The organism is Shewanella carassii (genome assembly GCF_019670705.1).
Taxonomy (GTDB): domain Bacteria; phylum Pseudomonadota; class Gammaproteobacteria; order Enterobacterales; family Shewanellaceae; genus Shewanella; species Shewanella carassii.
On sequence record NZ_AP024618.1, the window covers coordinates 1,044,978 to 1,065,768 of the forward strand.

The window sequence follows — 20,791 nt, forward strand, 5'->3', positions numbered from 1 at the left end:
ACAGTTCAAGATTGAGTATTGGCCCGGCCAAGCACGGGCGCACTATGGGATAACAGATGCGTATTTGGGGTAAATTTTTCGGCGGTGTCATTGGCTTTATGTTCGGGCGTTTCTTCGGCGCCTTGCTGGGGATCTGGCTTGGGCATCTATATGACAAGCGGATGGCGGCCTCTCAGGGCCTACCGGGGGGCAGTCGGCAGGCACAGTTCTTCAACACCACTTTTGCCGTTATGGGGCATATCGCCAAGGCCTCGGGGCGGGTGACCGAAAATGATATCCGCATGGCCACCAGTCTGATGGATATGCTGCGCCTCAGCGGCACGGCACGAAAAGACGCCCAGCAGGCGTTTCGCGAGGGCAAGGAGCCGGACTTTGAACTGGAAGCCAGCCTGCGCCGCTTTCGGCGCATCACCTTTGGCCGCCGGGAAGTACAGCAGATGTTTCTGGAAATTCAAATCCAGACTGCCCTGTCTGACGGTGAACTGCAGGACAAGGAATATGCAATACTGCAGGTGATTGCCAGAGAGCTGGGATTCAGCAGCTTTCAGCTCGATGAACTGCTCAAGCGTTGGCAGGCAGAGCTGCGTTTTCAACAAGCTCCCGGCGATCACAGACCATCGGTTGCCGATGCCTATGAAGTCTTGGGGCTGTCAGAATCCGCCAGCGATCAGGACATCAAACGCGCCTATCGCAAATTGATGAATGAACACCATCCGGATAAGTTGGTAGCCAAGGGCTTACCGGAAGAGATGATGGAGTTGGCCAAGCGTAAGGCTCAGGATATTCAGGCGGCTTACGACAGGGTCAAGAGCAGTAGAGGAATGCGCTGAGCCTCGCCCTTGGGTGTCGGCTCATGTTGTTAAAGAGAGTTCACCCAAGGAGAGCGCCATGAAACTTGCTTATTCAATTCCCTTGTTATTGGCCCTGAGCGGTCAGGCTCAGGCCGAAGTGTTTGTTGCGCCGTTCGGCGGTTACAGCTTTGGCGGCAATGATCTGGACTATAGGTCCAGCGAAAGCACGGTTAATAACAACAGTAGTGCGGATATTACCGAGGCCGGTCATTTTGGCTTTATGTTGGGGCTGACGACGTCAGAGCCGGGTGACATGTATCTGCTTTACTCCCATCAGGGCACTGAGCTCAGTGGCAGCGGTTTCCCGGGCACTGACAAGCTGATGGATCTCAGCGTCGATTATCTGCATCTGGGGGGCACGCTCTATTTCCCCAAAGATAAGCTGCGGCCCTATGTCACCGCCAGCGCCGGTTTGACGCAATTGCGTCCCGAGCTTGGCAGCAACGAAACCCGTTTTTCCATGGGGCTTGGACTGGGGCTGGATTATCAACTGCTGGAGCAGCTATCCCTGTTTGCCGATGTGCGCGGCTATGCGACCCTGATAAACAGCGACAGCAGCCTGTTTTGCGATGCCAATCAGTGCTTATGGCATATCAAGGGCGATACCCTGTGGCAGGGACAGGTCAATCTGGGGTTAAGATACCGTTTCTGAGTGGGGTAACAAAGAGGTGAGTATGAGCTTAAAAATAGTGGTTCTGGATGGCTTTTGTCTCAATCCTGGCGATCTCGATTGGTCGCCACTCAAGGCGCTTGGGGAGCTTAACGTCTATGACAGAACCCCGGCTGAGCTTGTGCTGCAGCGCGCCCAAGGCGCCGATATTCTGCTCACCAACAAGACAGTGCTTGGGGCGCAGCAACTGGCGGCGCTGCCCGGACTCAAGTACGTAGGCATTCTTGCCACGGGCACCAATGTGGTTGACTTAAAGGCCGCCGGTGACCTAGGCATCACGGTCACCAATGTGCCTGGCTATGGTCCGGATGCGGTGGCGCAGATGGTCTTTGCCCATCTCTTGTATCACACCCAACAAGTGGCGCAGCACCACCAGGCTGTGGCGGCGGGGGCTTGGAGCCAGTGCGCCGACTTCTGTTTTACTCTGTCACCGCTGATGTCACTCTCGGGCAAGGTGATGGGAATTGTCGGTTATGGTGATATAGGCTCGCGAGTGGCGAATATTGCCCGGGCGCTGGGGATGCGGGTGCTGCTGCATACCCGAACCGAGCGCCATGACCTGGCCGAAGGCATCAGCTGGGCGCCACTGGAGCAGCTGTATAGTGAAGCCGATGTGATCTCGCTGCACTGCCCGCTGACCGCGGCGACCGAGAAGATGATCAATCAAGACTCGCTGCAGCTGTTAAAGCCAGGGGTGATTTTGATCAATACCGCCCGTGGCGGGCTGGTGGATGAAACTGCGCTTGCCACAGCACTCAATCAGGGCAAGTTGCTGGCCGGAGTGGACGTGCTCTCCAGTGAGCCCCCTATGCCGGATAACCCCTTACTCAATGCCAAAGGAGTCAGCATAAGTCCGCACAATGCCTGGGCGACGCTAGAAGCCAGGCAGAAGCTGTTGGATATTGCCGTGGACAATCTGCGCGCCTTTATTGGTGGAAACTCAGTTAACCAGGTTTAACTCAATAAGGTTTAGTGCGGCACAGTTGCCGATAGGAGCGGGATTCCAACATGGCTTGGGTCAGCCCGAACCGGGCCGCCAGTTGCCAAAGCTCGCTGCGAAGCTGCTCCAGCTTATCGCTATCGTTGGTCATGATCGCCAGCTCGGCAAAATCGCCGAGCCCCGCCAGGCTGTCCAGCGTCATATGCCACTTGCCGATAAAGTAGATGCTGCGGCGTTTTTGCAGCCGCTGCACCGGCACATAGCCCATGGCGCTGAGCATGCTGCGGGCCCTGGCGGCATCCGAGATATTGACCGCTTCACAGCAATCCGCTCCCGGGCCCTTGAGGATCCACAGCAGATTGTTGGATGGCTGCATCTCCCGGATGCACAGTGACTTGTCCGCCGCGGCCAGTTGACCATCCGGGGTATCGAAGTAGCAGTCGTCTTCCTGATTATCGGCAAACATGCACTCATGCTCCATGGCATTGAGGCGCTCAAGCAGTTGTTGTTTGCTGCAAGATTCATTCAGACGGAACTTGAGTTCCACTTCATACTTACCCTGAAAATGCTGGCTCATGGCGGTCTCTTTTAAAAAATCACTTCTACTTTGGCGGCGCAGCGCAGCGCCTTGTCTATGGCGCTTTGAATATCCAGATCCCTTGCCAGGGCAACTCCCAGACGGCGGCGACCATGGATCTCCGGCTTGCCGAACAGTCTCAGTTGGGTGTCGGCTTCGCTCAGCGCTGCTGCAAGGCCAGTGTAACGCAGGTTGTCTGAGTCGCCTTCTTTGAGCACCACAGCCGAAGCGCTGGGGCCGTGCTGGCGGATATTGGCGATCGGCAATCCGAGAATGGCACGCACGTGCAGGGCAAACTCGGACAGATCCTGGCTTATCAGGGTTACCATGCCGGTGTCGTGGGGCCGGGGCGAGACTTCAGAGAAGTAGACTTCATCGCCCTTGATAAAGAGTTCTACCCCAAACAAACCATAGCCGCCGAGCGCCTCAACCACTTTGGCGCCTATCTGTTGTGCCTTTTCCAGGGCCGCTTGGCTCATGGCCTGTGGCTGCCAGGATTCGCGGTAGTCACCGTCTTCCTGCCTGTGGCCTATAGGCGCACAGAAATGAATGCCGTTAACTGCACTTATGGTGAGCAGGGTGATTTCGTAGTCGAAAGGCACAAAACCTTCGACTATCACCCGGCCTTGACCGGCGCGGCCACCTTGCTGGGCATACTCCCAGGCCGCGGCTATCTGGGCTTGCTCGCGGATCACGCTCTGGCCCTTGCCCGATGAGCTCATCACAGGCTTGACCACACAGGGCAAACCTATTTGGGCAACCGCCTGATTGAATTCTGTCTCAGTGTCACAAAAGACGTAGGGCGAGGTGGGGATCCCCAGCGTCTCAGCCGCCAGACGGCGAATGCCTTCTCTGTCCATGGTCAACTGGGTGGCCCTGGCGGTGGGCACCACCTTCAGGCCTTCGGCCTCCATTTGCGCCAGCGTCGCTGTGGCTATGGCTTCGATTTCCGGAATGACCAGATGGGGTTTTTCCAGCTCGATGACGGCGCGCAGCGCTTCGGGATCAAGCATGTTCACCACATGAAAACGATGGCTGACCTGCATGGCAGGGGCATTGGGGTAGCGGTCAACGCCGATGACTTCGACGCCCAGGCGCTGCAGTTCAATCGCAACTTCTTTGCCCAGTTCGCCGCAGCCGAGCAGCATAGCGCGCACGGCGCCTTGGCTAAGGGGAGTGCCTAACATAGTGTGGGTACCTTTGGTTATTGTAGCTGCCTGTGGCAGCGGATTTTTTTGCTAGTTTACCCTTTGGCAATCGGCTTGGGCGGAAGGCTTGATAAATTGTGCGCTGGATCACTGCTTGCGCTGCTGTGGCGGATGTTGAAACTTTGTTATTCTTAAGTCCGCTATTATCGTGCGGGAAGCCAGAATGCAGGATGTCAAAGACTTAACCGGGGTGCTCAGGGGCGGTACGCCCTTGGTAATAATTGAAACGTATGAGGAGCCCAGAGTTCTGGAGCTGCTCAAACGAGTGGCCGGTGTGCTGATGCGGCCCCTGTATGGCTGGAGTGTTACCCAGGGGCTCAAGCGGCTGGACAGGGAAGTCGGGGTGCAGAAATTCAATGCCGAACCGACCGATATTCTGGCGCACATCAAGGCCAGCCAGCAGCAGGGGATCTATGTGCTCTGTGACTTTCACCCTTATGTGGTTGAGGCGCCGCGTAACGTGAGAATGCTCAAGGAGATTGCCCTTGAGCACGAAACCTTGCAACACACCCTGGTGATGGTTAGCCACGCCTTTGATGTGCCCCCTGAACTGAGCCGATACTGCGCTCATTTCTCCCTCTCCATGCCAGGGCAGGCCCAGTTGGAAAACCTCATCATAGAGGAAGCTCGCCTGGCTCGAGCCAAAGGGGTCTTGAATCGTCTCGATGAAGCCGTGATCCCACTGCTTGCCGGTAACCTTCGCGGCCTGAGCCATGCCGATGCCCGCCGTCTTGCCCGTAAGGCCATCTGGGATGATGGCGCCTTGTGCCACTCGGATATTCCCGTGGTCAACAAGGCCAAGTTTGCGCTTTTGGATATGGAAGGTGTGCTGCAATTTGAGTACGACACCTGTGACTTTGCCGATGTTGCCGGGCTGTCCAGACTCAAGGAGTGGCTGAGCCACAGGCGCCTTGGCAGCGATGCGCAAGCATTCGATACGCCCAAGGGCGTGATGCTGCTTGGGGTGCAGGGCAGTGGCAAGAGCCTGGCGGCCAAGGCGGTGGCCGGGATCTGGCAGCGGCCTTTACTGCGCCTGGATATGGCCGGACTCTACAATAAGTACATAGGCGAGACGGAGCGCAACCTCAAGAAAGCGCTGGAGATGGCGGAATTGATGGCGCCCTGCGTATTGTGGATAGATGAAATTGAAAAGGGGCTGGGCAGCAGTAACAGCGATGAAGGCACCTCGAAGCGGATCCTCGGCACCCTGCTGACCTGGATGGCAGAGCGCAAGTCCGAAGTCTTTATGGTGGCGACCGCCAATGATATCAGCGCGCTGCCTCCCGAGCTGCTGCGTAAGGGACGCCTGGATGAGATATTTTTTGTCGACCTGCCGGACAGCTCCACCCGGGAGGAGATCTTCCGCATCCACTGCCGCAAGCGCAATATCGATCCGACCGCGCTGGAATTGGCGAGTCTGGCCAGCGCCAGTGAAGGTTTCTCCGGCGCCGAGATAGAGCAGGCGGTTATTTCTGCCCGTTATGCCGCGAGGGCAGCAGGGCAGGAGGCCAACCAAGCCTGGCTGCTCGATGCCCTGAGTCGGACCCGCCCCTTATCTGTAGTGATGGCCGAAAAGCTCAACGTTCTGCGTCAATGGGCCAACGGCCGCACTGTGATGGCTCACGGTTGAGGCGGAAACTGGCTCAGGATCCGCATCACGGTTTCCCGGGTTGCCAGAGCCTTACCTTCACCGCCATCGCTGAAGCTGAACTGATCGCTGCCGCGCCAGATGAGGCGGTTGCTACTCGCTTCTATGATATCGATTTGTATGGTCTGGAGTTTGGCATCGGCTCCCAGAGGTACACCCACACTGGTGCCCACGCCAATGCCACCGCCAGAGCCCCAGGTGCCGCTGCCAAGGCCGATGGAGAGGCCTGAGTCTTTTGGCTTATCTGTAGTGCGAAAGGCAAAGGAAACCTTGAAGTCCGCTGACTCGGTGACTTCGATAAATTGTTTGTTTTTCAACGTGTCGACAATCGCTTGATTGATCCGCTCGGCGCTCAGGGGATCATCACTGCTGGAAATCGGCAGCGGGGTAAACTTTTGTAGCTTGGCGAAGTTGTATCCCGGGTCGTAGTCCTGTTTCGGCTGCTGGGCGCAGGCTGTCAGTAGCAGGGGGAACAGCAGCAAGAGTGTCCTGAATGTCATCACTTGTCCTCCGTGAAGAGATATACCTTACCCTGTGACTTTGTGCCAAAGCGGCCGTTAGTGCAAGAAGTGGATAAAAAATCGCCTTTTTAAGAATGAGATGATATACCTAGAGTTCAGCCGTCAGAGAGAGCCTGCAATTACGCCCCTATGGAACAACTGGTCTTTTTTGATATCCCCAGCCCCTGTATCGGTGTCTGCCAGACAGATGCCAAGGGCTATTGCAAAGGTTGTTTTCGGAACCGCGAAGAGAGATTCGATTGGCTCAATTTTTCCAACGCCCGTAAGTTGGACGTCATTCGCCTTTGCAAGGCGCGTAAACGGCGCTGGCAGCTGGCGCAGATAAAGGCGCGCAGGGAGCAGCTCAAGGTGGAAGAGCTGCAGTTGAATCACAGCCTGGACTTTGATGCCAAAGGTGACGAAGACGAGCCTCTGGACTTCAGCGATTTCAGTCTCGATTGAGTTCCCGCGTGGGCAGACTGATGCAAAAACGGGTTTCCCCGGGGCGGCTAAATAGCCGGATCTCGCCTTGATGGCGCTCGACTATGCGTTTGATAATCGCCAGCCCCAGCCCAAAGCCTTTATTGCTGTTGCGTGAGGTATCGCTGCGGACAAAGGGTTCGAATATCTTGCGCTGTTCCTCTTCAGGGATCCCTTCGCCATCGTCTTTAACCTCGATGGTGACTCCATCGTTTTCTTCTTTCAGAGTCACCAGAATTTGGCTCTCGGCAAAGCGCTGGGCATTGGTGAGCAGGTTTTGCAGGGCTCTTTCAATCAAGGCCGGCTCACAGGTGAAGGGCAGTTTGGCGACGGAACTGTCCAGGGTTATCGGAATAGGGCTCAGGCTCTGCAATCTGTCTATCACCTGGCGGCAGAGGGCGGTGAGGTTGCAACTCTCCTGTCTCAGTCCGGTTTGGGCCGACTCCAGACTGGCATAGGTGAGCATTTCCTGCAGTAAGGATTCCATCTCTTTGACATCTTCTGTCATGCCGGCAATAAACTCGGCCCTGGCGGCCTCATCATTCCCCTCCCGGCAATAGTTGGGGATCAGTGCCAGGGCGAACTTGAGCCTGGCCAGCGGCGTGCGGATCTCGTGGGAGACGGCATTGGCCAGGTGGCGCTGGTTGTCGATAAGAGCACCGATATGCCGCGCCATCTCATTGAAGGTTTGTGCCAGGGGTTGTACTTGAGAGCGGGGGGACAGCTTGATGCGAGTATCCCACTTGGCTTGTCCAAGGGCTTCCGTTGCTTGTTTGAGCACCTTAAGATCTCGGGAGAGTGGCCAGACCCAAACCAGGGCTACTCCGGCCAGCGACAGATAGAAGAACAGGGTGAACAGGCCGCGCAGTCTGGCCCTGGGATCTGTATCTATCGGGCCTGTCATCAGTACCTGTTGATCCAGGCGGATAAACTGCATCTGCTTGCCAGAGTTGGTCAGGGTGGTGAAAACTTCACCGGGAGCCAACTCACCATCATCGGCCTGAGTGATCTTGTCGGCACTGAATAGACGCAGCGGGTAGTTTGCATTGATATTGGCAGCGGCAATCGCCTGTTGCCGCTGCTCGGGCGTCATGGGTTTAAGCATGGCCGCCATCGCCATCAATGGCGCATCGGCCAATTGTTCTGTCTCATCATCATGTTGTTGCCAGAGGGCATCGAGAGTCCATCCCAGCCCGAGAAAACTCAGGCTGATCAATAGATACAAACTGATAAAGAGGCGTTTCACACGTTAACCTAACAGGGGATCAGCTATTCCAGGCTTCGGGAGCAAACAGATATCCCTGGCCCCAAACCGTCTTGATCCTGAATGGCGTTTCAATATTATCGCCCAGCTTCTTGCGCAGACGAGAGATACGTACGTCTATCTTGCGATCCTTGCCATCGAAGTCGATGTTCAGCAGACATTGGTAGATATACTGGCGGCTCAGCACTTGGCCGGCTTGGGATGCCAGCAGCCACAGGAGTTCAAATTCGTGACTGGTGAGATCCACCTCTTTCTCGCCCAAACGGATCGCCTGGGTGTGAGGATCTATACTCAGCTTGCCAAAGCTCAGGCAGTGGGATTCTGCCATAGGTGGCTTGGTATGACGTCGCAGCAGATTGTTGATCCGTGCAACCAGGAGCGCCGGATCCACCGGTTTTACCACATAGTCATCGGCGCCCAGTTCCAGGCCTTTGATTTGATCTTCATTGGAGCCAAGCGCACTCATCAGCAGAATTGGGCCGGCAAAGTAGTCCGGTAGTTTTTCACACAAGGACAGGCCATCCATGCCCGGTAACATGATGTCCAAAAGAATAATGTCTGGCTTATAGGTGAGCAGTCGGGTCAAGACGGTATCACCGCGGCGCTCAACTTCCACATGCATACCATGGGACTTGAGATAATCCACAATAAGGTTGGCCAGACGAGTGTCGTCTTCCACCAGTAAAACGCGGTGGGTCGATTGCGCTGAGGTCATCAGAATAAACTCCAAGGGTTGCGATATCTACGCCTGACGCTGGCGTCAGACACGGGCGTAGTTCTAAAATAAACGCCGGCTAAGGTTTGCCATGTGTCCTTATCTACCATGACAAAGTGAATGTCCTCACTGGTTGTGAGTCGGAATGTGAAGCCGTGCACATCTTCTGTTTCACTGCACCAACGTTGTAACCCTTCATAATCAGAAAGGATACAAACCGCACCGTTTGTATTAGTCCAACTTAAACTGACATCAAGCGAACAGGTGTCCTCTTCGCTCTTGAGAATGCAGAGCTGAGGGGTAATAGCCAGCTTGATTTCTTGATTATTATTATTTGAGTCGGCCTGCACCTGGGAGGCTGATGTCATTGACAACATCAGCAACGGAAACAACCAACACCAGCCTTTTACTAAGCGCACCTTGATTAAAACCTATAGGCAGCACCAATGAAAAAAGTTCTGACGTCATCTTCATCCAGCAGAGGACTCTTGGCTATTTCATCGGCAAGTTGGGTATAACGTAGTCCTAACACAAGATCCCAGTCTTCGTTTAGGCTGTAGCGACCGGTAAACTCCAGTCCGCGGTTAAAGCCTGAACTCCCCTGGTAAGCCTGACTCCAATAGGCATTCTCGCTTGGTCTGACGCCAAAGTAATAATCGACTATTTCTTTACTCTTCCACTCCAGATTCAGGGCGAACTCCAGTTTCCAGCGTTGCCAATTCAGGTTATACAACCACCTAGCCTTGGCTTCGGTGCCCCGGTGAACATTAAACATATCATGTGTAAGCGAAAGATTCAGTGTACCGTATCGAGTGTAAATAAAAGCCTCGGCTCCACCAAGAAATGTAAAGTGCCTGTCCTCCAATTCGTTAAAAACTTTGGGAGGCTCATTTCTTGGCGTTGACATCACTGACACCGCCCGGCTTTGAGGCGCGACCGATATCTGCGAGCGACTACCAAAAGTGAAGATATTGCTGGGATCCCAGCGATAGAAAAATGCCCGCTCTCTGCTATAAGCCGTCACCAGATTAATGGTGTAGTTTTCCGACTCCGCCAGGGTCAGTCCCAAGCTGCCATTGTCAAAAAACCAGTTCTCACCATAGTAGGCAATGCTGGGGAGCACGTAGAGAGGAATATCGTCCTGCTGGCGCAAGGGGTTGCTCTTTTGGCCATAACCCATGGCCAGCCCAAGCTCCCATTCACTAACAGGTATGCACTCCCTCTCCTCGCAATAGGGATGAGCCCAGGCGCTGAAAGACAAGAGGCTGAAAATGAACAAACAGAGTCGTAAAGACATGAAAATACGGTATATCAATAATAAGCATGATTGGTTTAGCGCAGAAGATTAGCATTTGTTCGGCTTAAATTCAGAGACTTCTATCATATGTGTTGCAAATTGATACAGGTGTAATCTTGGCTTGACACTTGTGTCTGTGCTGGGCAGATATGCGGGACTGAGGTAGCATGATGAAAATCAGCTGAAAAAAGGACAAAGCTATGGCCCGTAATCCCTTCGATTGGCAAGATCCCTTGCAGTTTGACAGTCTGTTGCAGCCGGAAGAAAGGATGATCCGCGATACTGTGCATGAATATGCCCAAAGCAAGTTGCAACCCAGGATCCAGCAGGCAAATCGCGAGCAATACTTTGATCCCGAGATCATGACAGAACTCGGTGCTCTGGGGTTACTCGGGGCGACTCTGCCGACTGAATATGGCGGCGCCGGGGTCAACTATGTCAGCTATGGCCTGATTGCCCGGGAGATAGAGCGGGTCGACAGTGGTTACCGCTCGGCCATGAGTGTGCAGTCCTCTTTGGTGATGCATCCGATTTTTGCCTACGGCAGTGAAGAGCAGAAACAGAAATATCTGCCAAGGCTGGCCCGCGGTGAGCTGATTGGCTGTTTCGGCCTGACCGAGCCGGATGTAGGGTCAGATCCCGGCGGCATGAAGACTCGCGCCGAAGCCATCCCGGGAGGGTATCGGCTCCATGGCAACAAAATGTGGATCACCAATTCACCGATTGCCGATCTCTTCTTGGTTTGGGCCAAGCTTGATGGGGTCATTCGTGGCTTTTTAGTGGAAAAGGGCACCCCTGGGCTGTCGGCGCCCAAGATAGAAGGCAAGTTCTCTCTCAGGGCCTCGATAACCGGCGAAATCGTGCTGGACGGAGTTGAAGTGGGTGTCGATGCTCTGCTGCCCAATGTCGAGGGGCTCAAGGGACCCTTTGGTTGTCTCAACAAGGCCAGATATGGCATCGCCTGGGGCGCCTTGGGCGCGGCCGAGTTTTGCTGGCATGCCGCGCGGCAATACAGTCTGGATCGAGTCCAGTTTGGCAGGCCGCTGGCGGCCAATCAGCTGATCCAGAAAAAGCTGGTGGACATGCAGACAGAGATCACCACGGCGCTGTTTGCCTGCTTGCAGGCCGGTCGCTTGCTAGATCAGGACAGTTTGGCTATTGAGGCCATCTCGCTCATCAAGCGTAACTCCTGCGGCAAGGCGCTCGAAATCGCCCGCCAGGCCAGGGACATTCACGGTGGTAATGGTATCAGTGACGAGTTTCATGTCATCCGGCATCTGATGAACCTGGAAGCGGTCAATACCTATGAGGGGACCCATGATATTCATGCCTTGATCCTGGGGCGGGCCCAGACAGGCTTGGCAGCTTTTAGTTAAGGAGAACAACAGAGTGCAGGCAACAGAGTTTGAATCCAAGGTGAGTCAGTCACAACAAGAGGTTGTGGTGCGCCACAGCGAGCACACGGATATTCCGGCAATACGGGCGCTCTTTACTCAGCCCAGCTGTTATGCTGGCACCTTGCAGCAGCCCTTTCCGTCACTCGAAAAGTGGTATAAGCGCCTGGGGGAACTGCCGGATGGTTATTATTCACTGGTCGCAGAGTGGCAAGGGGAGGTGGCCGGTCAGCTCTCCTTACAGGTACAAACCAACCCCAGACGTAAGCATGTGGCCGATCTGGGGATGGCGGTGAGTGAAGAGTGCCGAGGTATCGGCGTGGGTTCTGCGCTGCTGGCCGCCGCTGTGGATTTGGCCCATAACTGGTTGGCGGTGAGACGCCTTGAGCTGACGGTTTATACAGACAATCACGCCGCCATAGCGCTCTACAAACGCCATGGCTTTGTGATTGAGGGCGAGGCGCGGGACTATGCCTTCCGTGATGGCGAATATGTGGATGTGTTTTTTATGGCCAACATCCGCGAATGATTACTCAAACATCAAGAACAGATAGACCATAAACAACACCAAGTGAGTCGCCCCGTGCAGCGCATGGGGGCGGCCACTACACTCAGGATCATTTTTCATTATCTTGTGCCCCCTTCGAGTGACGGATAAAAGACAGGTATTATGCCTGTGGCTGCTTCCCCTTATCCCGGGGCAGCCACAAGCTGCCCAATACACTGATCAGCAAGATAGCGGCGATGACAGCCAGTGCCAGCATGATAGGCAGATGATAGATATCCAGCAGAAGCATCTTGGTACCGATAAACATCAGGATCAGCGCCAGGCCATATTTGAGCAGCACAAAACGTTCGGCGGCGCCCGCCAACAGAAAGTACATGACCCTGAGTCCCATGATGGCAAAGATGTTGGAGGTCAGTACGATAAAGGGATCTGTGGTGACCGCGAAGATAGCTGGAATACTGTCCACCGCGAAGATGATGTCGCTGATCTCTACCAAAATCAGCGCCAGCAACAGGGGCGTGGCAAATAACATGCCGCGGCGACGCACCACAAAGCGCTCACCCTGAAGCTTTTTCACCACCCTCAGGTGTTTTCTGAGCCAACCGAGTAGTTTGCTGTTGGCGAGATCGGTTTCATGCTCTTCCTTGGCAAACAGCATCTTGGCGCCGGTAAATAGCAAAAAGGCTCCAAAAAGATACAGTACCCAGTGGAACTGACTAATCAGCCAGGTGCCGCCAAATACCATGGCGGCCCGCATCACTATGGCGCCCAGTACTCCGTAGAGCAGCACCCGTCTTTGCAGTTCGGCGGGGATGGCGAAATAGCTAAACAGCATCAACCAGACAAACACATTGTCCACGGCCAGGGCTTTTTCGATGAGATAGGCGGTGAGAAACTCCAGCCCTTGTTGATTGGCGACTTCGAGACCTGCGGTCTGTTTAAGGTAGAACCAGATCCCTAAGTTAAACAGCATGGCGACGCTTATCCACACCAGGGTCCAGATCCCCGCCTCTTTGACCGAGACCTTATGGCTGTGACCACCGCCGACAAACTTAAGATCTATCCAAAGGATCCCCAGCACTATTACCAGAAATCCGCTCCACAACCACCAGGTACCCATTTCATTTTCTCCAAATACAACAAAGCCTGCCACCGACGGCAGGCCAGCTGAAGGAGCACGGATCCTTGCCTGTCGGCAAGGTCTCACTTACAAAGCACAATTCAATAGCCTTGCCCGGTTGCCGGGTGTGGATACACCGTAATGACGACAAGCCGGCGAGAAGTTACTCCCCTTGGAATATTTTCCAATTTAACAATATGTTGTTCCGTTAGCCAGCTCTGGAAGATGAAATTATCTTAATCTTGCCAGCCACTTGGAGCTGAGGGCAAGCGAATAATAAATAAAAAGGGCAGTCGATTGACTGCCCTTGGGTTTTATGGTTCTTGGGTAAACCGTTAGGCTTCCAGTTTGGCCAGCTCGGCTTGCTGCTCTTTGAGCTTGTCCATATCGCGCTTGAGATCAGCCATCTTGCTGCGCTCTTTGTCGATAACCGCTGCCGGGGCCTTGGCCACAAAGCCTTCATTGGACAGTTTGCCTTCAATGCGGGCGACTTCGCCACTCAGCTTATCCAGCTGTTTGTCGATACGAGCCATCTCAGCCGCTACGTCGATAAGCCCTGCCATAGGGATCAACAGTTCCATCTCGCCCACCAGTTGGGTGGTGGACATGGGCGCGTTGTCGCCATCGGCCAGAATCGTCATGCTTTCCAGCTTGGCCAAGCTAGTGAAGAAGGTTTGGTTGGCTTCGACACGGGCCTTGTCGCGGGCACTGACACTGCGCAGTAAGGCGTTGAGCGGCTTGGACGGAGCTATGTTCAGCTCGGCGCGGATGTTACGCACGGCAACAATCACTTGCTTGACCCATTCCAAGTCGGCCATGGCCTCGGTATCGACTTTGTCGGCCTGATACTCAGGGAAGGCGGCCAGCATCAGGGTTTCCCCTTTTACACCGGCAAGTGGTTTGACACGGTGCCAGATGGTTTCAGTGATGTATGGCATCAATGGATGCATCAGGCGCAACAGCTGCTCGAGTACAGTCACCAGAGTATGACGGGTGCCACGCTGCTCGGCTTCAGAGCCGTTTTGCAGCACAGGCTTGGTCAGCTCCAGATACCAGTCACAGAACTGGTTCCAGGTGAATTCGTACAGGGTATTGGCAGCCAGATCGAAACGATAGGCGCCCATATGCTCTTCGAAGGTCTTGACCGTTTGGTTGAACAGACCTGTGATCCAGCGATCCGCCAGCGACAGCTGCATCTCACCGCCGGCCTTGCCGTTAGGTGAGTTGGGGCCGCAATCCTGATCTTCGGTATTCATCAGTACATAGCGGGAAGCATTCCACAGCTTGTTACAGAAGCTGCGGTAGCCGTCCAGGCGCTTCATGTCCCAGTTGATGTCACGGCCGGTGGACGCCATGGCAGCCAGGGTAAAGCGCAGCGCATCGGTACCGTGAGCTTCGATGCCGTCGGCAAACTCCTTGCGGGTGCTTTTTTCAATCTTGGCCGCCAGTTGCGGCTGCATCATATTACCAGTGCGCTTGCCAACCAGAGATTCGAGATCTATGCCATCGATCATATCCAGAGGATCCAGCACATTGCCCTTGGACTTAGACATCTTGTTGCCTTGCTCATCACGGATAAGCCCGGTCACATAGACTGTCTTGAAGGGCACCTGAGGTGTGCCGTCTTCATCCTTGATGAAGTGCATGGTCATCATGATCATCCGGGCTACCCAGAAGAAGATGATGTCGAAACCTGTCACCAGCACGTCTGTGGGGTGGAAGGTTTTCAGCTCAGGAGTCTGTTGTGGCCAACCCAGGGTTGAGAAGGTCCACAGGGCAGAGGAGAACCAGGTATCCAGTACATCATCGTCCTGACGCAGAGCAACATCGCTTGCCAAGTTATGCTTGGCACGGACTTCGGCTTCGTTACGGCCGACATAGACCTTGCCGCTTTCGTCATACCAGGCCGGAATACGGTGACCCCACCACAGCTGACGTGAAATACACCAGTCCTGAATGTCACGCATCCAGGAGAAGTACATGTTCTCGTATTGCTGAGGCACAAACTTGATATCGCCGTTTTCCACCGCTTCTATGGCTGTCTTGGCCAGTGGTTTGACAGACACATACCATTGGTCGGTCAGCAGGGGCTCAATCACCACGCCGCTGCGGTCGCCATAAGGCACTTTCAGGCCGTGGGGCTCGATTTTTTCCAAAAGACCCAGGGTCTCGAATTCGGCGACAACGGCATCGCGGGCCTTAAATCTGTCCATACCGGCATAACGGCTTGGCAAAGAGGCGTCCAATTCGGTGTTGAGGCTACCATCGACATTCACCACTTCGGCCACAGTGCGGATGGCGGCATCTTGGGTGAGTATGTTGAACATGGGTAGATTATGACGCTTGCCAACTTCATAGTCATTGAAGTCGTGGGCCGGGGTGATCTTCACGCAGCCGGTACCGAACTCCATATCCACATAGTCATCGGCCACCACAGGAATACGGCGGTTAACGATTGGCAGAATGATCTCTTTGCCAATCAGGGATTGATAACGTTCATCGTCAGGGTGCACGGCAACCGCGCTGTCACCCAGCATAGTCTCCGGACGTGTGGTGGCGACAATCAGATAGTCTTTACCGTCGGCGGTCAGGGCGCCATCGGCGAGTGGATAGCGGAAATGCCACATGTGGCCCTGCTTTTCCTTGTTTTCCACTTCCAGATCGGAGATCGCAGTGTGCAGCTTGGGATCCCAGTTAACCAGGCGCTTACCGCGATAGATGAGATCATCTTCATAGAGGCGAACAAACACTTCCTGCACGGCTTCCGACAGGCCTTCGTCCATGGTGAAACGCTCGCGGTCCCAGTCTACCGAGGCGCCCAGGCGACGCATCTGGCTGGTAATGGTGCCACCGGACTGGCTCTTCCACTCCCATACCTTGTCCATAAAGGCTTCACGGCCGAGATCGTGGCGGCTCTTGCCTTCTTCGGCTTCCAGTTTACGCTCCACCAACATCTGGGTGGCGATACCGGCATGGTCGGTGCCCACTTGCCAGAGGGTATTCTTGCCTTTCATCCGCTGGTAACGGATTAGGGTGTCCATAATGGTATCCTGGAAGGCGTGTCCCATGTGCAGGCTGCCGGTGACATTCGGCGGTGGGATCATGATGCAATAGTTGCCCTGGGACTCGTCACCGTGGGGCTTGAAATAGCCTTTCTCTTCCCAAACCTGGTAGAGCGCTTGTTCAATAGACTGCGGATTGTATGTTTTTTCCATGGGAGCTTACATTTCTCAAACTGGTTTAAGAGGTTCGGTTGTCAATTCTTGAGTGCTCAGAGGAATATTAAACGCCCGATATTGCTTATAGCGCTGGCGGGCGATGACCTTCATGGCATCATCGTTGGCAACGAAATCGATAATGTGACCAAAGTTTACCGCAAATGCAGGGCTTTGGTCTGCAAGATTAATCAGAACCTGACGTAATTTGCCGGGCCCGATAGGATCAAATCCTATCTCTACAGGTGCCCCGGCCGCCGGGCCTTCACCTTTAAGGTTGTGGGGCACGAAACTGATGGGGTCAAACTGCCATAGTTGTTCATCAATGGCATGGGCTTGTGTCTGGTCATTACAGTGAATATATACCTGCGCACCATTGGCGTAATGCCATTGTGCCAGCTTGCAGGCGGCCATCTCAACTTGCTCACGGGCAGAGGGTGTTGATACCTGTGGCAACAAATAGAATATTGCTTGACTCATCTATGGTAGTGGCCTTGATTACCCTTGACATAAACGTAAGATTTTACACCCTTTGCTGTAGGCTTAACAACCAAGGGGGAAGAAGCGCATTGGAATAGATTTTCATGGTAAGTGATCTGCGTGGCCGCATATTGTGATTATTGGGTGCGCTGCGTCATGGTTTGAATAAAAACGGGGAAACGGTCTGGACAAGCGTGATCTCGGCTCCTAAAATACCCCGCGAAATTTACATACCCTCTGGGCACCTCGTGTATCAGAGATAAAGCAGCTGATCCTATTCAGTTGTTTTTTCTATTTCTTTTAGTAGAAAGAACACAAAAATGGATCGCTCATGTCTACTTCTCAATCTGCTGCAGATATCTCTTGTAATTTATCCCCCCGCTCTGTTGCGCAAACGCAACGGGATTTTCAGAAAAAAGCCATTTTTAGCGTCGCCTTTTTGATGGCAATGACTTCAGTCGGTCCAGGTTTCCTTACTCAAACTGCAGTTTTTACCAATATCTACAAGATAGATATGGCGTTTCCAGTACTCGTGTCGGCAATCATCACTTTTGGAATAGTGATGAATCTGTGGCGTATTGTTGGCGTATCCGGTCTACGAATTCAGGACATTGCCAACCGGGTCGCTCCAGGAATGGGGTATGTGATCGGTACTCTATTAGCTCTGGGTGCCGTGGCATTTAATTTTGGCAATGTCAGTGGCTCGGCATTGGGGATGAATGTACTCACAGGTATTGATACTACCTGGGGAGCCATAGTGACCGGCGTCATGGGGGCGACACTGTTTTTATTACACAATGCGTCCAAACGCATAGATCAAATGGCCCGTTATTTGGGATTGTTAATGATAGTGTTGATTGCCTATGTTGCACTCAATAATCTACCACCGGTTCAGCAGACTATAGTGGCTGCCGTATATCCCACTGACTATGCGAGCTTGTTACTCCCAACCTTGACCATAGTCGGAGGTGCTGTTGGTGGCTATTACACAGGTGCTCAACGATTGGTGGATGTCGGCTTGAGTGGCAACCAACAATTAAATGGGATCAAGCAGGCAGCTTGGGCAGGGATCTCCATCGCCGTAGTCATTCGGGTACTGTTGTTTTGTGCCGTTCTCGGGGTGATTATGGCGGGTGGGGTGTTGGATGCTGCCAATCCTGCGGCCGATGCGTTCCGGATAGGGGCTGGTAACTTGGGTTATCATATCTTTGGCTTGGTGTTGTTTGTGGCCTCGATTACCTCTGTCGTCGGCAATTCCTATATGGCCGTTTCCTTGGTGAAAACCTTGTTCCCTGTGGTTGCCCGTCATGAAAAAGCCTGTTGTGTCGGCTTTATTATGATTACCGTTTTGGGGACTGTGTTGGTCAATATGCCGGTATTTTTGTTGATGTTGGCTGGATTGGTAAACAGCATAATTCTACCTGTCGTCTTGGCGGTGATACTGATGGCGACTCGTCGAAAGAGTATTGTCGGTGATTATCGTCACCCGCTTGGATTAACCGCTATTGGTGCCGCGATAGTCATCGTCATGGCGGGGGCCAGTGTGTCAAACATAGAGCGTTTTGTGGCGACTTTCGTGGGATAAAACTGCTAGTGATTGTTACCTCGCCGATCGCGGGTTTGAAAGTGATTTCAGGATTGGCAGGATCAAATAAATCGCTTTAATGAGGTTGAATGAAACCGTTAGAACTTACGGCCCTCTTGGCGTTTATGCTTAAGAGGGCCGCAAGCCTTGCTTTTTACTGGTAAACGCATGGCCGCAGCAATCAATTGAGTGCAGCCATCAGTTTTTATCACAGCGGCTCGGCAACCTTGATCACCAGCTTGCCGAAGTTTTTACCTTCAAGCAGGCCGATAAAGGCTTGTGGTGCCAGCTCCAGCCCTTCGACCAGTTGCTCTTTATATTGAATTTTGCCCTGAGAAACCCAATCCCCCATCTCCTTGGCGAACTCTTCATATCTGTGACCATAATCGTCAAAAATGATAAAGCCCTGCATCTTGATCCGCTTCACCAGAATGGTGCTCATCAGCAATGACAGGCGATCCGGCCCGGCCGGCAACTCAGTGGCGTTATATTGAGACACCAAACCACATACGGGGACTCTGGCGCTGGTGTTAAGTAGGGGCAATACCGCATCAAACACCTTGCCGCCGACATTCTCGAAATAGATGTCTATTCCCTGGTCGCAGACTTGGGCCAACTGCTCGGCGAAGTCCTCTGCCTTGTGATCCAGGCACTCATCGAAACCCAGTACTTCTTTGGCGTGGCGACATTTCTCAGCGCCGCCGGCAATACCTATGACCCGGCAGCCCTTGAGTTTACCTATCTGACCTACAGTTGCGCCAACCGGTCCAGTCGCGGCGGCAACCACCAGAGTATCTCCCGCTTTGGGCTGGCCAATATCCAGCAGTCCCATATAGGCGGTGAAACCTGGCATGCCCAAGACTCCGAGGGCGTATGAAGGGGCAGCCGGCACTTTGCCGAGTTTCAATAACCCTTCACCGTCTGAAAGGGCATAGTTCTGCCAGCCAGTGTAAGCGAGCACCCACTCACCGACTTCAAAGTCCGGATGACGGGACTCTTCTATCTGGCAAACCGTGCCGCCGACCATGATATCGTTCACGGCTACCGGCTCGGCATAGGATTTTGCATCACTCATGCGGCCGCGCATGTATGGATCCAGCGACAGATAGATGGTGCGCAGCAACACCTGGCCGTCGCCTGCCACCGGCTTGCTGCTGCTTTCCAGGCGGAAGTTGTCTGCATTGGGAGCGCCGCTCGGGCGAGAGGCCAGCACAATGCGCTGATGTGGGTTTTGATTGGCAGTCATAATAGGCTCCATTGGCTTTTATTGCTTGATTAGACCGGTCGTCTAGTGCTCGGTTAAAAAAATCCCGCCACCTGTGTGGCGGGGAGTATCTGTTATTGGCCGCTGTTGTCCAGCCTGCCTGCGAGTATGCTGTCAGTGGTTTGCATTGCCAGATTTAAGGCGTTTTTATCCTGGGTCAGCTTGCTCATCAGGCTGGCTCCCAGCCAGAGGTTGTAAAGTAGCTGCGCCGTCTGTTCACTGTTGCCGACCTTGACAGAGCCATCCCGGTTTCCGGCTTCGATGCATTCGGCAATGGTGGCAATGATCCGCTTGGCACCTTGCAGCAGCGCCATACGCATCGGCTCAGAGAGATCGGCCACTTCGGCACTCAGCTTCACCACCAAGCATTTTTGTGCGCCGCAGACGTCGGCGTCGCAGTCCAGCCAGAGTTGCCAGTAGCTTTGTAGCCGCTGCAGCGCCGGGGTGCGCTCATGACCCAGCAGTGCCTGCAGCTTATCCTGATAATCGTTGAAATAGTCCTTTATCAGGGCTTCGCCGAACTGCTCCTTGGATTTGAAGTAGTGGTAGAAGGAGCCCTTGGGGACTTCTGCATGTTGCAGCAGTTGTGACAGGCCAACATTGGAAAAGCCTTTGGTTACGACGAGCTGGTAACCCGTGTCCAGTATGTGTTGGCGTGTGCTTTGTGTCTGTGTGTTCATGGCGGTCAGTATAATCACCATTAGACCAGTCGTCTAGTGGTTTGTTTGAACAGCACTTGTTTGGCATGGAATCTCAACGGCAGTACCAAGTGATAAAGGAAACGCGACAGGAAGTAACTGGATGAAAAGCTATGAATTAGTTCAGAGTTAAAGTAAACGGAGTCATGTCGGCTGGAACTGTATTGGCAAACTCAGCTGTGTAAACTTAGTCTGAAGCCGAGTTTTATGGGCCGTATTGAGCCACTGCCTTTCAACAGGGCGGTTTATTGTGGCTTAGCTCTGTGGCTTAGCTCTGTGGTTTGAGCCGTGGATGAATACCATGTTGATCAAGCGCCGACTCTATCGGCGATAATCAAAAGGCGGGGGCGATAATCAAAAGACGGGGAAGGAGCAGG

At 53.8% G+C, this 20,791-nt stretch carries 20 protein-coding genes; 8 read left to right on the forward strand and 12 right to left on the reverse strand.

Going from position 1 to position 20,791, the window contains the following annotated elements; genetic code table 11:
- The first annotated feature begins 56 nt into the window (after positions 1–56).
- The 3 genes from djlA to K5621_RS04820 are packed head-to-tail and all read left to right on the forward strand — an operon-like array spanning position 57 to position 2,479.
- Entirely contained in the window at positions 57–830 is a 774-nt protein-coding gene (gene djlA, locus K5621_RS04810; RefSeq protein ID WP_028781624.1) for a co-chaperone DjlA, read from the forward strand.
- Positions 831–888: 58 nt separating this feature from the next.
- Positions 889–1,503 carry an outer membrane beta-barrel protein gene (locus tag K5621_RS04815; RefSeq protein ID WP_028781623.1) on the forward strand — a complete coding sequence of 205 codons (615 nt, stop codon included), beginning with the start codon at positions 889–891 and terminating at the stop codon, positions 1,501–1,503.
- A gap of 22 nt (positions 1,504–1,525) precedes the next feature.
- The gene (locus K5621_RS04820; RefSeq protein ID WP_221050580.1) at positions 1,526–2,479 is read left to right on the forward strand and encodes a D-2-hydroxyacid dehydrogenase; all 954 of its coding nucleotides are present in this window, start codon (positions 1,526–1,528) and stop codon (positions 2,477–2,479) included.
- 1 nt (position 2,480) lies between these two features.
- Here K5621_RS04820 and cyaB read toward each other — a convergent pair whose 3' ends face one another.
- Positions 2,481–3,038: a class IV adenylate cyclase gene (gene cyaB / locus K5621_RS04825; RefSeq protein ID WP_221050581.1), complete on the reverse strand. Its 558-nt coding sequence runs from the start codon at positions 3,036–3,038 to the stop codon at positions 2,481–2,483.
- Positions 3,039–3,049: 11 nt separating this feature from the next.
- Positions 3,050–4,225 carry a formate-dependent phosphoribosylglycinamide formyltransferase gene (gene purT, locus K5621_RS04830; protein ID WP_221050582.1) on the reverse strand — a complete coding sequence of 392 codons (1,176 nt, stop codon included), beginning with the start codon at positions 4,223–4,225 and terminating at the stop codon, positions 3,050–3,052.
- A gap of 184 nt (positions 4,226–4,409) precedes the next feature.
- Between purT and K5621_RS04835 the strand changes: the two genes are divergently transcribed.
- Positions 4,410–5,876, forward strand: coding sequence for an AAA family ATPase (locus tag K5621_RS04835; protein WP_221050583.1), 1,467 nt, complete (start codon positions 4,410–4,412; stop codon positions 5,874–5,876).
- On the opposite strand, the gene K5621_RS04840 is transcribed toward K5621_RS04835, so the two are convergent.
- A complete protein-coding gene (locus tag K5621_RS04840; RefSeq protein ID WP_221050584.1) occupies positions 5,867–6,394 on the reverse strand; it encodes a DUF4136 domain-containing protein in 528 nt (175 codons plus the stop codon). The genes K5621_RS04835 and K5621_RS04840 overlap by 10 nt on opposite strands.
- Positions 6,395–6,544: 150 nt before the next feature.
- On the opposite strand from K5621_RS04840, the gene K5621_RS04845 reads away from it, so the two are divergent.
- Entirely contained in the window at positions 6,545–6,856 is a 312-nt protein-coding gene (locus tag K5621_RS04845; RefSeq protein WP_100144995.1) for a DUF1289 domain-containing protein, read from the forward strand.
- Here the strand turns inward: K5621_RS04845 and K5621_RS04850 are convergent.
- Genes K5621_RS04850 through K5621_RS04865 form a run of 4 tightly spaced genes read right to left on the reverse strand, consistent with a single transcriptional unit; the run spans position 6,843 to position 10,150 of the window.
- Positions 6,843–8,120, reverse strand: a complete 1,278-nt coding sequence (locus tag K5621_RS04850) for an ATP-binding protein (RefSeq protein WP_100144993.1) — start codon at positions 8,118–8,120, stop codon at positions 6,843–6,845. The genes K5621_RS04845 and K5621_RS04850 overlap by 14 nt on opposite strands.
- Positions 8,121–8,139: 19 nt before the next feature.
- Positions 8,140–8,853 (reverse strand): response regulator, encoded by a 714-nt coding sequence (locus K5621_RS04855; protein ID WP_100144992.1) that lies wholly within the window; start codon positions 8,851–8,853, stop codon positions 8,140–8,142.
- Positions 8,853–9,272 carry a DUF3019 domain-containing protein gene (locus tag K5621_RS04860; RefSeq protein ID WP_221050585.1) on the reverse strand — a complete coding sequence of 140 codons (420 nt, stop codon included), beginning with the start codon at positions 9,270–9,272 and terminating at the stop codon, positions 8,853–8,855. Before K5621_RS04860 ends, K5621_RS04855 begins: the two co-directional genes overlap by 1 nt.
- A 5-nt stretch (positions 9,273–9,277) precedes the next feature.
- Entirely contained in the window at positions 9,278–10,150 is an 873-nt protein-coding gene (locus K5621_RS04865) for a MipA/OmpV family protein (RefSeq protein ID WP_221051121.1), read from the reverse strand.
- A gap of 200 nt (positions 10,151–10,350) precedes the next feature.
- On the opposite strand from K5621_RS04865, the gene K5621_RS04870 reads away from it, so the two are divergent.
- Together K5621_RS04870 and K5621_RS04875 are read left to right on the forward strand one after the other, a co-directional pair.
- A complete protein-coding gene (locus tag K5621_RS04870) occupies positions 10,351–11,526 on the forward strand; it encodes an acyl-CoA dehydrogenase (RefSeq protein ID WP_221050586.1) in 1,176 nt (391 codons plus the stop codon).
- 13 nt (positions 11,527–11,539) lie between these two features.
- On the forward strand, positions 11,540–12,073 hold the full coding sequence (locus tag K5621_RS04875; RefSeq protein ID WP_245003136.1) for a GNAT family N-acetyltransferase: 534 nt from the start codon (positions 11,540–11,542) through the stop codon (positions 12,071–12,073).
- A 139-nt stretch (positions 12,074–12,212) separates the two neighbouring features.
- Here K5621_RS04875 and K5621_RS04880 read toward each other — a convergent pair whose 3' ends face one another.
- From K5621_RS04880 to K5621_RS04890, 3 genes are all read right to left on the reverse strand, one after another.
- On the reverse strand, positions 12,213–13,172 hold the full coding sequence (locus K5621_RS04880; protein ID WP_221050587.1) for a TerC family protein: 960 nt from the start codon (positions 13,170–13,172) through the stop codon (positions 12,213–12,215).
- 335 nt (positions 13,173–13,507) lie between these two features.
- Positions 13,508–16,387: a valine--tRNA ligase gene (locus tag K5621_RS04885; protein WP_221050588.1), complete on the reverse strand. Its 2,880-nt coding sequence runs from the start codon at positions 16,385–16,387 to the stop codon at positions 13,508–13,510.
- A 15-nt stretch (positions 16,388–16,402) separates the two neighbouring features.
- The gene (locus K5621_RS04890; RefSeq protein ID WP_100144984.1) at positions 16,403–16,867 is read right to left on the reverse strand and encodes a DNA polymerase III subunit chi; all 465 of its coding nucleotides are present in this window, start codon (positions 16,865–16,867) and stop codon (positions 16,403–16,405) included.
- Between the two features lie 331 nt (positions 16,868–17,198).
- On the opposite strand from K5621_RS04890, the gene K5621_RS04895 reads away from it, so the two are divergent.
- Positions 17,199–18,452: an NRAMP family divalent metal transporter gene (locus K5621_RS04895; protein ID WP_221050589.1), complete on the forward strand. Its 1,254-nt coding sequence runs from the start codon at positions 17,199–17,201 to the stop codon at positions 18,450–18,452.
- 208 nt (positions 18,453–18,660) lie between these two features.
- Here the strand turns inward: K5621_RS04895 and K5621_RS04900 are convergent, their stop codons facing one another.
- Positions 18,661–19,698: an NADP-dependent oxidoreductase gene (locus K5621_RS04900; protein ID WP_221050590.1), complete on the reverse strand. Its 1,038-nt coding sequence runs from the start codon at positions 19,696–19,698 to the stop codon at positions 18,661–18,663.
- Positions 19,699–19,790: 92 nt separating this feature from the next.
- The gene (locus K5621_RS04905) at positions 19,791–20,396 is read right to left on the reverse strand and encodes a TetR/AcrR family transcriptional regulator (RefSeq protein WP_221050591.1); all 606 of its coding nucleotides are present in this window, start codon (positions 20,394–20,396) and stop codon (positions 19,791–19,793) included.
- Between the last annotated feature and the right edge of the window lie 395 nt (positions 20,397–20,791).